At 71.8% G+C, this 13,060-nt stretch carries 11 protein-coding genes; 3 read left to right on the top strand and 8 right to left on the bottom strand.

Annotated features, from left to right (window positions below; all coding sequences use genetic code 11):
- Positions 1–869: isocitrate lyase/PEP mutase family protein (locus OKJ99_RS35930; protein ID WP_326022490.1), on the top strand; the 869-nt coding region annotated here is incomplete at its 5' end.
- 4 nt (positions 870–873) lie between these two features.
- Here OKJ99_RS35930 and OKJ99_RS35935 read toward each other — a convergent pair.
- Together OKJ99_RS35935 and OKJ99_RS35940 are read right to left on the bottom strand one after the other, a co-directional pair.
- Positions 874–1,665: a thioesterase family protein gene (locus OKJ99_RS35935; RefSeq protein ID WP_326022491.1), complete on the bottom strand. Its 792-nt coding sequence runs from the start codon at positions 1,663–1,665 to the stop codon at positions 874–876.
- A gap of 84 nt (positions 1,666–1,749) precedes the next feature.
- On the bottom strand, positions 1,750–2,406 hold the full coding sequence (locus OKJ99_RS35940; RefSeq protein ID WP_326022492.1) for a TetR/AcrR family transcriptional regulator: 657 nt from the start codon (positions 2,404–2,406) through the stop codon (positions 1,750–1,752).
- Between the two features lie 196 nt (positions 2,407–2,602).
- On the opposite strand from OKJ99_RS35940, the gene OKJ99_RS35945 reads away from it, so the two are divergent.
- Both OKJ99_RS35945 and OKJ99_RS35950 read left to right on the top strand, forming a co-directional pair.
- Positions 2,603–3,775 carry an acyl-CoA dehydrogenase family protein gene (locus OKJ99_RS35945; protein ID WP_326022493.1) on the top strand — a complete coding sequence of 391 codons (1,173 nt, stop codon included), beginning with the start codon at positions 2,603–2,605 and terminating at the stop codon, positions 3,773–3,775.
- Entirely contained in the window at positions 3,772–5,124 is a 1,353-nt protein-coding gene (locus tag OKJ99_RS35950; protein WP_326022494.1) for an MFS transporter, read from the top strand. Before OKJ99_RS35945 ends, OKJ99_RS35950 begins: the two co-directional genes overlap by 4 nt.
- Positions 5,125–5,130: 6 nt before the next feature.
- On the opposite strand, the gene OKJ99_RS35955 is transcribed toward OKJ99_RS35950, so the two are convergent.
- From OKJ99_RS35955 to OKJ99_RS35980, 6 genes are read right to left on the bottom strand one after another with little or no spacing between them, the layout of a single operon-like run.
- Complete coding sequence (locus OKJ99_RS35955) at positions 5,131–6,114, bottom strand: twin-arginine translocation signal domain-containing protein (RefSeq protein ID WP_326022495.1); 984 nt, start codon at positions 6,112–6,114, stop codon at positions 5,131–5,133.
- A gap of 51 nt (positions 6,115–6,165) precedes the next feature.
- The gene (locus tag OKJ99_RS35960; protein WP_326022496.1) at positions 6,166–7,449 is read right to left on the bottom strand and encodes a TRAP transporter large permease; all 1,284 of its coding nucleotides are present in this window, start codon (positions 7,447–7,449) and stop codon (positions 6,166–6,168) included.
- A 1-nt stretch (position 7,450) separates the two neighbouring features.
- Positions 7,451–8,056 carry a hypothetical protein gene (locus OKJ99_RS35965; RefSeq protein ID WP_326022497.1) on the bottom strand — a complete coding sequence of 202 codons (606 nt, stop codon included), beginning with the start codon at positions 8,054–8,056 and terminating at the stop codon, positions 7,451–7,453.
- Entirely contained in the window at positions 8,053–10,179 is a 2,127-nt protein-coding gene (locus OKJ99_RS35970) for a hydantoinase/oxoprolinase family protein (protein ID WP_326022498.1), read from the bottom strand. The genes OKJ99_RS35965 and OKJ99_RS35970 overlap by 4 nt, the downstream gene beginning before the upstream one ends.
- A 42-nt stretch (positions 10,180–10,221) precedes the next feature.
- A complete protein-coding gene (locus OKJ99_RS35975) occupies positions 10,222–11,820 on the bottom strand; it encodes an FAD-dependent oxidoreductase (protein WP_326022499.1) in 1,599 nt (532 codons plus the stop codon).
- Between the two features lie 57 nt (positions 11,821–11,877).
- Complete coding sequence (locus OKJ99_RS35980; protein WP_326022500.1) at positions 11,878–12,972, bottom strand: LacI family DNA-binding transcriptional regulator; 1,095 nt, start codon at positions 12,970–12,972, stop codon at positions 11,878–11,880.
- Between the last annotated feature and the right edge of the window lie 88 nt (positions 12,973–13,060).

Consider the following 13,060-nt stretch of genomic DNA (forward strand, 5'->3'; position numbering starts at 1 on the left):
CGCCGCTCGCCTTCGGGGCGCCGCCGCGCGTCTGCCCCGGCCGGGACCACGCCATGGCCCTGGCCGCGGGGGCCCTCGCGCACCGGCGGCCCTCGGCCACCCCCTCGGCCACCCCATTCGCCCGCCTGCACTGCCAGGACGCGCCGCTGCTGCTGTTGCCGAACGCCTGGGACTGCGCCTCGGCCGCGGCGCTCGCTGCCGAGGGGTTCGAGGCCGTCGGCACCACCAGCCTCGGCGTCGCCGCCGCGGCCGGGCTCCCGGACGGTGCGGGCGTCACCGCCGACGCCACCCTCGCCCTGGCCCGCCGGCTCGGGCGCACTGCGCTCCTGTTCACCATCGACATGGAAGGCGGATTCAGCGACGATCCGCAGGAAGTCGCCGACCTCGCCCGCCAGTTGAGCGCCGCGGGCGCCGCCGGGATCAACATCGAGGACGGGCGCGTCGACGGCAGCCTCACCCCGGCCCGCCGGCATGCCGCGAAGATCGCGGCAGTCAAGGCGGCCGTCCCCGAGCTGTTCGTGAACGCCCGCACCGACACGTACTGGCTGGGCAGCGGCCACGCGGACACCGAGGAGCGCCTCACCGCGTACCAACAGGCGGGCGCCGACGGGCTGTTCGTGCCCGGTCTCGCCGAACCCGACCGGATCCGCGACCTCGCCTCCCGCTTCGAGCTCCCGCTGAACATCCTCTACGCGCCCACCGGGCCGACCCTCGACGAACTCGCGGCGCTGGGCGTCCGCCGGGTCAGCCTAGGCTCGCTGCTCTACCGCCGGGCGCTCGGTGCGGCCGTGGCCACCGCACGGGCCGTCCGCGACGGACGGCGCCCCACCGGCGACACCCTGTCGTACGGAGAAGTGCAGGCCCTTTAGCGGGTCAGCGCTTCGGCGCGGGGTTCGCGAGGGCCGTCGTCGCGCAGTAGCCGATCGGGCCCGCCGCGTCGTACAGCGTGCAGTGCCCGACGGCGATGCCGTCCTCGGCCGTGTGCGCCGTCGCCTCCAGGCCGATCGCGTCGCTGAGCGGGAGCCGGCTCAGGGACAGGGTGTAGTCGGCGTTGATGTAGCGCAGGCCGTCGTCGCTCGCGTGGGCGAGGGGGCTGGCGGTGTCGGCGGCCAGCGCGGTGCGGACGAGCGGGGACAGGGCCTCACCTCCCACCAGCGGCCGGGCGTCGCGGATCCAGGACCGCCGCCGCTGATCGCCGCTCCACTCCCGTACGGGCCGCAGCTCCTCGTCGAACCGCAGGAACTGGGTGCGCCCGTGCGGGGCCAGCAGTTCCTGCGCCGGCGGCGCGTCCCACGGGCCGGTCGCGGGAATGTGTCCCGGAGGCGGTGTGCCGGTGCGCAGCAGTACGGCGCTGGCCCGCGCCAGGGGCCGCCCGTCGCCGCCGTGCACGACGGCGTCGGCCACGCGGATCCGCCGCCCGTCACGGACCCGCTCGGTGGTGACCCCGACCGGGGCGAAGGGCGCGGTGCGGAACAGATCGACGGTGAGCCGGGCGAAGTGCAGCCCCTCCTCGGCGTGTTCGTGCTCCAGCGTCCGCGCGGCGAGCCCGCCCAGGAGCCGGCCGTGCACCGTGTCGGGCGTCCACCAGCCGCGCGCGTGCGACTCGGGCACGAACGTGTCCCCGCTCCGGGTGAAGTAGGGCGCCTCGTCCTCGGTCTGTGCCACGTGTGTTCCCTTCAAGTGCATGGCTGAGTGCGTGTATTGGTGCATGTATTGGTGCGTGTATCGGTGCATGTGCCGGTGCGTACGTCAGTGTGGACGGGGGTGGGGTGTGCGGAGCGGATCGATGTGCAGCGGATCGAGCCTGCGGATGAGCGCGAGCGTGGCGTGACAGATCGCGTCGGCGTCCCGCTTGCGCGCACACGTGCCGATCTCCCGGCCCGCCTCACCGATGACGGAGGTGAGGACGCCGACCACCAGCCGGTCCACGGGTTCGCTGCCCGCTTCGAGCAGCACCGCGTTCTGCCGGATCCACTCGCGGCCGCGCGCCCGGCGCATCAGCTCGAAACCGGGCGGCCCGTCGCCGTCCATCCACAGCTCGATCAGGTCACGGCGTCGCCAACAGCCCTCCAGGAAGCTGCGGGTGCCGACGAGGAACAGCTCCAGCGGATCCGTCTCGCCCGCCGCCCGTGCCGCGGCCACCGCCTCGGCCGCCTCGCGCTCGCGGGAGTTCTCGTAGTCCTCCCACAGCGCGACGAACAGCTCCGTCTTGCCGCCGAAATGGTGGTAGAGGCTGCCGACGCTCGACCCGGCCCTGCGCACCACCGCGACGATCGCCGTGTCGGTGAACCCCTGCTCGCAGAAGACCTCGCGGGCCGCGTCCAGCAGGGTCCGACGGGTCTGCTCCGTGCGGCTCCACTGCCAGGCGTTGTCCTTGGCCGCGATCCGCTCCGCCTTGCGTGTCATCCGGTCGTCACCCCTCGCGCACCCACTGTCGTACCGAACCCAATTTTAGAATCAGCCAATTCTCCGCGCCAGAAGACCGGTTGAACTCGTTCCGACCTCTTGACCCACCGCCGTGCCACGGGCAACTTGAACTCATTCCTAGATTCCCGTTCCAGGATTCCCGGGCTTCCCGTTCCGGGATTGAGGGGGCACTTCCATGGTCGACTTCTCGCTGTCCACCGAGGAACGTCAGATCCGGGACACCGTGCGCGCGTTCATCACCAAGGAGGTGATGCCGCTGGAGCAGGACGTACTGCGGGGCGAACGGGCCGGTCAGCGGGGCATCGAACCCGAAGTCGTCGCCGAACTCCGCGCCAAGGCCCGCAGATCGGGCTTCTGGGGTGTCAACACCCCGGAGGAGTACGGCGGGATGAACCTCGGCGCCGTCATGTCCGCGATCATCGCGATGGAGATGGGCCGGACCTTCGTCCCCTTCAGCTTCGGCGGCAGCGCCGACAACATCCTCTACGCGGGCGACGAGGAGCAGAAGCGCCAGTACCTGCTGCCCACCATCGAAGGCGAGCGCCGCTCCTGCTTCGCCATCACCGAACCCGGCGCGGGCTCCGACGCCCGCAACATCCGCAGCCGCGCCGTCCGCGACGGCGACGACTGGCTGATCACCGGCGAGAAGACCTTCATCACCGGAGGCAATGAAGCCGACTTCGTGATGGTCTTCGCGGTCACCGACCCGGACAAGGGCGCCGACGGCGGTGTCACCTGCTTCCTCGTCGACCGCGACATGGGCTGGAAGTCCGAACCGATCGAGACCATGGGCGAGTGGGGCCCCGCCTCCCTCGTCTTCGACGAGGTGCGCGTCCCCGGCCGCAACGTACTCGGCGAGGTCGGCAAGGGCTTCCAGCTCGCCATGGAGTGGATCGGCCAGGGCCGCTACCTCATCCCCGCACGGGCCATCGGCTCCGCCGAACGCATGCTCCAGATGGGCGTCGACTACGCCCGCCAGCGGCACTCCATGGGCCGGCCCATCGCCGACTACCAGGCGATCCAGTGGCACATCGCCGACTCCCAGGTGGAGATCGAGGCCGCGAAGTGGCTCACCCTGTACGCGGCCTGGAGGGCGCAGCAGGGCCTCGACGCCCGGCACGCCTCCTCCATCGCCAAGCTCAACGGCGCGGTGATGGCCAACCAGGTCGTCGACCGTGTCCTGCAGATCCACGGCGGCATGGGCTACACCAAGGAACTGCCCATCGAACGCTGGTACCGCGAACTGCGCCTTCTGCGCATCTTCGAGGGAACCGACGAGATCCAGAAACGCACCATCGCCCGCAACCTCATCAAGGGGCACGTCCGACTCGGCGGGATCGGCGAGTGACCGGGCGGCGCCCGCGCATCCGGCTCTTCCGGGTCTGCGAGCTCGACCAGTACCCGGACGCCGGACAGCGGATGCGGATCCTGTCGATGGCGGTCCTCGCGGTCCTCATCGCCTCCTACGAGGGTCAGATCGCGCCCGTGGTGCCGCTGCTCCTCGACGACCTCGACATCTCCCTGACCACCTACGGCGCCGTCTCCGCCACGGCGCTCGTCGCCGGGGCCATCGCGTCGATGGTCGGCGGACGGCTCACCGACACCGTGGGCCGGGTGCGGCTCATCGTGCCACTGCTGATGCTCACCGCGGGCTGCTGCTTCCTGATGACGACCGTCCACTCGGCCGGCCAACTCCTGGCCGTGAGAGCCGTGTTGTCGGTCGTCGACGGCATGGCCATGGCGGGCACCGCGCCGCTGGTGCGGGACTTCTCGCCGCGGATGGGCCGGGCCCAGGCCTTCGGCTTCTGGACCTGGGGCCCGGTCGGGGCGAGCTTCCTGGCCGCCGCGGTCGCCAGCCTCACGCTGCCGCTGTTCGACGACTCGTGGCGCTCGCAGTTCGTCATCATGGGAGCGGTGTCCCTCGTGCTCTCCGTGGTGATCGCCTTCAACATCGCCGACCTCTCACCGGAACTGCGCGCCCGCATCGTGCAGTCCGAGCGGGAGACCCTCGGCCGGGCGGACCACACCAAGCCCACCCGCGCCCTCGACCTGTTCGCGCACCGCGCCATCTGGGCCCATGTGATCGGCATCGCGTCCTGGCTGGTGCTGTACGTGACACTCGTCGTGTACGGGCAGACGATGCTCGCGGAGAGCTTCGAACTGGACGCCGCGACGGCCTCGCAGATCATGGCGGCGTTCTGGACGCTGAACATCTTCACCCTCGTCCTGTCCGGCCGGATCTCCGACCGGCTGCAACTGCGCAAGCCCTTCTGCGTGGGCGGGACGGTGGGCAGCGTGCTGCTCACCGCGTACCTGGCGGGCCTCGTCGGGCGCGGCGACGTCTCGCATCTGCACATCGCGATCACCGGGGCACTCCTCGGCGGGGTGATGGGCTGCGCCTACGGGCCGTGGATGGCGAACTTCTCGGAGAACGCCGAGGACGTCGACGCACGCCTGCAGGGCACGGCCTGGGGTGTGTTCACCTTTCTGACCAAGGCGATGGGCGTGGTGGTGCTCGTCGCCGTGCCCCGGGTCGTCGAATCCCACGGCTGGCGCGCCTGGCTCATCGTCTGCGGATGCTGCATGGCCGTGTTCGTCCCGGCGTCGCTGCTCTTCCGCGGCCCGTGGCGCCGGGCGAGGGCGGCACCGGCGGTGACCCCGCAGGACACCCCGGCTTCCGCCGCCACGGGCGACTGACCCCGGTCAGCCGCGAGCCACCGCGATCGCCCCGGCGAGCCGCTCCCCGGCCTCGTACACCATGTACGGCACACCACTCTGCGTGCCGAACGAGGGGGCGGCCGCCCGGCCGTTCTCCGGGGCCGAGTCGTGGGAGTCGTAGAAGAGGCCGAGGTGCTTGCGGAGCGAGAAGCCGGCGCCGACCTCCGTGATCATGAGGTCGCCGCCGCTCTCCTTGTCCTTGTTGTAGACGACGAAGGCGGAGCCGCCGCGCGTGAGCAGGTGCGGGCCGCCCACATTGACCGCGCCGACGTCCGAGTGCCGCACGAGCGGGGTCTGGTCGAAGGTCCAGTCGCGGCCGTCGGCCGACCAACCCCAGCAGATGTCACGGTGGTTGGTCGTGTTGTTCAGCATGAACAGCATCACGTAGTGGGCGCCGCGATCCGGCAGCTCGTGCGCGAAGACCCGGGCGTACGAGGTCTCGGTGGTGCCCGCCGGCATCATCGACGTCGACAGGACCACCTTGTCGTACGTGAAGTGGATGCCGTCCTTCGAGCGGGCGAGGCGCGTCGTGGTGTTCTCGCCGTGGAAGTACAGCCAGAACTCCCGGTGCCGCGGCATCCACAGCACATGCGGCGAGGAGACATGGCTGACCGAGTAGTGCGGCGACCAGTCGTTCGACACGATCGGATTGTCCGGGTACTCCGTGAACGGGCCCTCCAGCGAGTCCCCGTACGCGAGGCAGATGCCGCCGGGCGCGTCGTGCGGCGCGTAGTACAGGTAGTAACGGCCCAGCGGCTCGGCCAGCTTGTCGTAGACACCGCGCACGGTCGGGAAGATGATCTCGCCCGTCGGGTTGTACTTCAGGTCGGCGGGGGAGAGCAGCGTGCGGACGTAGGTGTAGTCGGGGAACCCGCCCGGCGCGGCCGAGGCCGAGGGGGCCGGGAGCCCGCCCAGGGCCATGGCGGAGCCCGTGACGGCGGTGGCGCGCAGGAAAGTACGGCGTTGCATGAGCGCTCCTTGTGTCGAAGGGGGTGTGTCGAAGGGGGGCAGAGAAGCAGGTCAGAGGTAGCTCGCGGCCGTGACGCACAGCCCGCCGAGCGCCACCGCCCACACGTACGGCAGCGTCCGTACCATCACCTGCTGCGGCGACACCCCCGCGTACTGGGCGGCCCACACGGTCTGGGTGCTGGTGGGGTCGGCGACGCCGAAGACCTGGTTGTACGAGGTGGTCATGCCGAGCACGGCGACGGCCGGATAGACGCCGGTGGCGATGAGGACGCCCGCGATGCCGGCGCCGAGGCCGAACACGTTGAGCGGCCCGCGGTACAGGCACAGCGGCACGAGCACGGTGAAGACCAGCACGAACAGGATCGCGTTCTGCGGGCTGACCGCCTTCACGAGCGGTTCGAGCGCGTCCACCGAGCCCGGCAGATTCACCGCGGCGAGCAGGATGCCGATCGCCACGAACAGCGTGATCGGCGGGGCGGCCACCTCGAAACCGCCGTACAGGGTGCGCAGCAGCCGGCGGTTCATGTCGCGCGGCCGCGTCGTCGTCACCAGCGCGTACAGCACACCCGCCAACAGCGAGGGAATGATGGCCAGTTCGAAACCGAGGGCGAGCACCAGCGGGATGACGGGGGTGAGCAGCGCGTACCACGGGGCGTCGCCGAGTGGCTTGCGCTCGTGGGCCCGCGGCCGGTTCTGCACCGAGCGCAGCGACCACGTGTGCTCCACGCCGCGGCGCCGCGACTCGATCAGCACATACGCCAGGGCCGCCACGAGCGCGAACGGGAACAGTTTCACCATGAAGCCGCGCACCGTCGGGATCGGCAGGTCGAGGGCGGTGGAGAAGAACTGCCACACCGGCAGCTCGAACGGGATGCCCACCGCGATCCCCATCAGGATCGTCCCGGCGGCCGTCACCTTCGGGACACCCACCGCGATCATCGCCGGGATCCCGATGAGCCCGGCGAGCATCGCGGCGGGCGCCGACCCGGTCACCGTGCCCACGAGCGCCGACACGGCGAGCACCCCGAGCGCCACGAACACCGGCCGGTCACCGCCGAATTCGACGATCTTGCGGACCAGGGTGCCCGCGATGCCGGTCTCCTCCAGGAGCTTGCCGAGCCACGAACCCAGCAGGATCGCGATCATCGTCGCGGCGAGCGCCGGGGCACCTTCTTGGAGGACCGTGTCCAGGACGCTGTTCTTGCCGGTCAGCGGGGCGCCCGCGAGGAATGCGATCACCACGGCGAGCAGCACGAGGGCGAACGCGGTGGGGAGTTTGCGGCTCAGCATGGCGGCGACTCCGGCCGCCATGACGAGCAGGATGACGACACCCATGTCACTTCTCGCTTCTGTCGGGACGCACGGCTCTGTCGGTGTGTGCGGCTCTGGCGGGATGTGCCACGGCGGCGGCGAGCGCCTCCGTGAGCAGCAGCGGGCTGCGGCCCAGGCCGCAGGCGACGCGCGCGTAGGCGTGCGCGGCCAGCTCGTCGGCGCCCGCGACATGCGCGAACAGGCGCCGCCGCCCGAGCCGCAGCGCCGTGTGGCCGAGCGCCCGCTTGAACTCGGCCCGCACGCGCGCGTGGTGGAGATGTTCGTGGGCCCGCTCGTGGGCGAGCGCCGCCGCCCGCACCGAGCCCTCCGGGTACCAGCCGCGCCAGCCCCGCTCGTCGACGAGCCGTTCGGCGCGGTCGATGGTGTCGACGTACAGCTCGATCTGCGCGGGCCTCGACCGGAAGCGGGCAAGCAGCCCTTCGGTGAGGCCGCCGTCGCGCTCGACGATCCGCGCGGTCATCGCGTCGGGGGACAGGCGCGCCCCGAACTCCTCGGCGGCGAGCGCCCATTGACGCAGCAGGAGCGGATCGCGGCCCTCGTGCGTCGGGGTGCCGGCGAGCAGTCGTACCGCCAGGTCCAGGTCGTGATCCCGGTCGGCGCCGCCACTCATGCGCGGGACTCCACGACCGCCACCACCGGCTCGTCGGCCGCGCGCGCCCGCAACTCGCTGCGCGCCAGGGCCAGCAGCGCCTCGGGTTCCAGCACCCCCGACAGATCGGCGATCCGGCCGCCGATGAGCAGCCGTACCGCGGGCGCCCGCATCCCGCCGTCCCCGTACGAGGTGGCGTCCCGCACAAGCGCCGCGAGCGCCTCGCCGGCCGCGCCCACGGTCGTCTTCTCCACCCGCGCGTCCGGCGCCCCGAGCCGCACGACACCGTCCGCGTCCACCACCCGCACAGGACGCCGCGTGGCCCGGAGCCTGCGCCGCACCTCGGTGCCGTACACGGTGTACGCGTCGGTGCCCGCCAGCACGTCGACCTGTGCCTGCTGGGTCTTGAGGCTGGTGGCGGCGGCATTCAGCCGCTCCGTGTCGTCGGCCCGGTGCGCCCGGTCCTGCGTGCGCAGTTCGGTGGCGCCGGTGGCGACGGCCCGCACGGTACTGGTCTGCGGGTCGACCGTCACCTCGACCTCGACGCCGTCGGCCGCCGCGCCCTGCGCGACGACCGCCCGCTCGGCCTCGGCGCGCACGGCGAGGATCTGCTCCTGCGTGGCGCCGGGCACGATCCGCTCGACCTGCTCGCGCACCAGCGCGAGGGCCACACCGATCGGACTGATCACCTCGTTGTGCCGGGCGATGCGGCCATCCATGTCGGTGGTCGCCGCCAAGTGCGGGGTGACGGACGCGGCGCCGCCGCCCCCGCCGACCAGGACCGCGGTGTCACGGTCGAGCCGGTAGTCCTTGACCATCGCGTCCACGACCGTCCGCACCTGCGCGGTCCCCGCGTCGAGCACGGCACGCGCCGCCCCCGCCACGTCGGTGCCGAGCCGGGCGGCCAGCGGGGCAAGAGCCGCCCGTGCCACCTCTTGGTCGCAGCGCGCGAAGTCACCCTCGGGGACCAGGCCGAGCGCGTTCGCCGCACACGTCATCGTGAGCGCGAACCGGCCGCCCGCCGCGTCGAGCACCACATGGTCGTCCGGATCGCCCTCCATCGGCGCCACCGTGTCGACCTTGGCGTCCCGCAGCTCGTCGAGCGTGGCGAAACACGCGTACGGCAGACCCGCGATGTGCGCACTGCGCGGCCCGACGCCGGTCACCTTGCCCTGTCCAAGACGCACCATCGACCCGCCGCCGACCCCGACCGTGCGCACATCAAGGGCGTTCAGATACGACGTCTTGCCGAGGATCGTCGCGTGCCGCACCGCGACCTTGCCGCGCCGCACCACACTGATGTCCGTCGACGTGCCGCCCGTCTCCAGGAACACACCCTCGCTGATCCGCTCCTGCATCAGCGCGCCCGCGACCCCGGCCGCAGGACCCGACAGGACAGTGAGGAGCGGCCTGCGCCGCATCTCGGCGAGCGACATGACACCGCCGTCGCAGCGCATCACCATCAGCGGTGCGCTCACTCCCGCCTTGGTGATCGAGGAGTCGACGAGTTCCGCGGTCGCCAGCATCCGCGGCAGGATCGCCGCGTTCACCACCGCCGTACGCGTCCGCTTGTGCAGCCCGTACAACGACGTGATCTCGTGCGCCGCCGCCATCGGCAGGCCGGACGAGCGCGCCGCGTCGAGCACGGCCGCCTCCCCGTCGGGCCGGTCGACCCCGAACGGCTCGGTGGCGACGACGACTTCGGCGCCCTCCTCCAGCACGCGGGTCACCGCGGCCCGCACCGCGTCGGCGTCGAACGGGTCCGGGACGTGCGCGTAGGCCAGCGGCAGCTTCTTGCCGGGCGTGAGGTCCAGCTTGCCGAGCGCGGCGAGCCGCCGGGTGAGCACCGCGCCCGCGCCCGTCCCGACCCCGATGAGCCCGACCGTCGCCACGTCGCCCTCCAGGAGCGCGTTCGTGGCCTGCGTGGTGCCGTGTGCCAGGAAGGTGACATCGGCGGGGGTGCGGTCGACCTGCGCCAGGAGCCGGTCGAGCGCCTGCACGATGCCGTGCGCGACACCGTCCTCATGATGATGGCTCGTGGGCACCTTCACCTGGCCCACCAGGTCGAGCGTCGCGGCGTCGACGGCCACGGCGTCCGTGAACGTGCCGCCCACGTCGATCCCGACGCGTATTCGTGTGCTCATGTCGTACGCACCTCCTTGTGCGTTCGCGTACCGGATGGAAGGTCAGTAGCCGCGCACATCGGGCCAGTGGCGTTGCACGCCTGACCGGTCGAGCAGCCGCCCGAACTCGTCGAACCGCTTGTCCTCCGCCTGCACCTGGTGCGGAGACACATCCTCGGCCAGGCAGTGCGCGGCCAGCGCGCCCGCGACCTCGCCGATGTTCCACTCCACCGGGTGCAGCCGGTAACAGCCGTTGGTGATGTGGGTGGTGCCGATGTTCTTGCCGGCCGGCAGCAGATTGCGCACACGCCGAGGGATCAGCGCGCCCAGCGGGATCTCGAACGGCACCGAGCCGACGTCGATGTAGTTGTCACCACCGGTCGAGGGGTGCAGATCGATGCGGTAGTTTCCGACACCCACCGAGTCCCGGTAGCGCGTCCTGCCGTACGGGCCGAGGGAGTCGATGGCGACGTCCTGCTCGACGACCGTCGTCACCGCTTTGATGCGTCGGGACTCGCGCACGTACGGCGCCTTGGCGAGGCCGTCGGTGGTGCCCGTGACGTCCGGGCGCAGGCGCAGTCCCGGAAAGCCGGTGCCGCCGTCGGCGCGCGGGGCCTCGGTCTGCAGCCAGTACAGGACGGACAGCGACAACTGCCGCGCCTCGCGCAGCGCTTCGGCTTCCTGCCCGATGTACGGCTTCAACCAGTAGTCGTTCAAAGGCCAGTTGACGAGCGTGATGTCCGAGTCGAAGGCGCCCGGCCGGTGCAGCTTGCGGGCGAGGATCCGCCGGAAGCCCCACAGTTCCTTGTCGCCGGCGTCGGCGCTCTGGTCGGCGCTCACGGCGAGCGGGTCCAGCTCCGGGTTCGGCACGAAGGTGCGGGGGACCGGTTCGAGGCTGCGCGGGTCGGGGGCCTCGAAGCCGAGCAACGGGCCCGGCCAGAAGTCGGGCCGGTACGAGCGCCAGAAGTCGTAGTCCTCCGGCCGGTCGATGGTGTGGTCCTCGCCCTCGTGGTGCGAGAGCGCGAAGCACACGGTGATGCCCTGCTGATTCTCCGGCTGCGCCTCGGCGGGCGCGTGCGGCTCGCCGAACTCCCCTTGTGCCTCGGCCCCGTTGGCGTGCTCGACATCCGCCAGGGCGAGCAGCTCGCCGGTCTCGGTGGCGTCGATGACATACGGAGGGGTGAACCCGCGGACGATGCCGGTGCGCAGATCCCGCACGGAAACCGCGGTGATGACATCGTTGTCCGACTCGGCGGACACCGCCTTGTGCTCCGTCAAAACGGTCAGCAGCCCGCTCGCCCGGTGGGGCGCGAGCATGCCCTCCAGGACGGCGAGCGCGATCCGCGGCTCGTGACACAACTTGCTGACCCGGCCCGCGCCCGGATTGAACTCGGGCAGCGCGAGCGCCTCGCCGCGCAGCGGATACCACTGCCGGTAGTACGTGCGGATGCCCTCCCGCAGCGCCCGGTACGAAGCCGTCGTGCCGAACTGCTCCACCCACGGGTGCTCGTCCGGCGGCACGGCCTGGGCGGTCAACTGGCCGCCGATCCAGTCGGTCTCCTCAGTGAGCACGACACGGCGTCCCGCGCGGCAGGCGGCAAGCGCCGCGGCGACACCGCCGAGGCCGCCGCCGACGATCAGGATCTCCGGTTCGGGAAACACATGACTCCTTCAGTACGTATGCGCTGTGCGTATGTGCTGTACGGGTCTGCTGTACGTCTACGGTTCGGGGACGGGAGCCGGGCCGGCCGTCAGCCCGGCCCGGAACTCGCAGGCCACCAACGGCTCGTCCGCCTCCTCGCCGGCCACCTGGGCGGACAGCAGGCGTACCGCCGCCGCGCCCAACTCGTGCCGGGGCACGTCGAACCCGGTCGGGACCGGGCCCGCGGCCAGTTCCGGCGGCGGGCTGCCGAGCAGCGCGAGGGAGACATCCCCCGGACACGAGAGCCCGGCCCCCGCCACCGCCCCGGTCAGCGCCTGCCACGCCGCCCCGGTGTCCGTCTCCTCCGCCACGAACGCGGTCACACCCTCCGCGACCAGCTCCCTGACCCGCTCGGCCGTCACCTCGGACACCGGGTCGGCGCACCGCAGCACGGAGTCGGGGCCACCCGCGAGCCCCGCACCGTCGAGCCCGTCGAGGAAGCCCTGCTGGCGGTCGGTGGAGGCGGGGGCGTCGTCGTCCTCGCGTACGAGCACGATGCGGCGATGCCCCAAGTCGGCGAGATGCGCGACCACTTCACGGCTCGCGCTCACGTAGTCGGCACCCACCCAGGCGAGGCCCTCCAGCTCCTCCCTGCGCCCGAGGTGCACGACCGGGAAGCCGTCGGCGACGAGCCGCTTCAGTTCGGCGCGCGGCACATGCCGGCCGAGGAAGAGGCAGCCGTCGGCGAGCCGCACCCGGCTGAGCGCGTCCGGACCGCCGCCGCTGGACGCGGTGAACAGGACCAGGTCGTAGCCGCGCGCGGCGGCCTCCTGCTCCACACCCACCAGGAAGGGGTAGTACGAGTGCTGCACATCCGTCGGGAACGTCGACGTGAAGCTGAAGACGCCGAGCAGGTTGTTGCGGGCGGCGGCGAGGCGGCGGGCGGCCGGGTCGGGAACGTAGCCGAGACTGCGCGCGGCGTCCAGGACCCGCTGCCGCGTCTCCTCGGAGATCGTCGCGCCCTTGCCGTCGCGGCGGGCGTTCAGGACCAGCGAGACGGTCGCCTGCGAGACACCGGCGAGCCGCGCCACCTCGGCCTGCCGGGGACGGGACTTCCGGCCCGCCGGAGCGGGGGCACGCCCCGGCTTCGCCCGCTTCCTGGGTTGCTCCACGCCTGCCGCTCCTCGGGGTGTCCGCCGTTGGTAATGCGTATTAGGTAATGCGCATTAACAGGCACTGTGCGGGCGCCGCCCGCGCGGG

The sequence above is a fragment of the Streptomyces endophyticus genome (assembly GCF_035798155.1).
Lineage (GTDB): Bacteria > Actinomycetota > Actinomycetes > Streptomycetales > Streptomycetaceae > Streptomyces > Streptomyces endophyticus.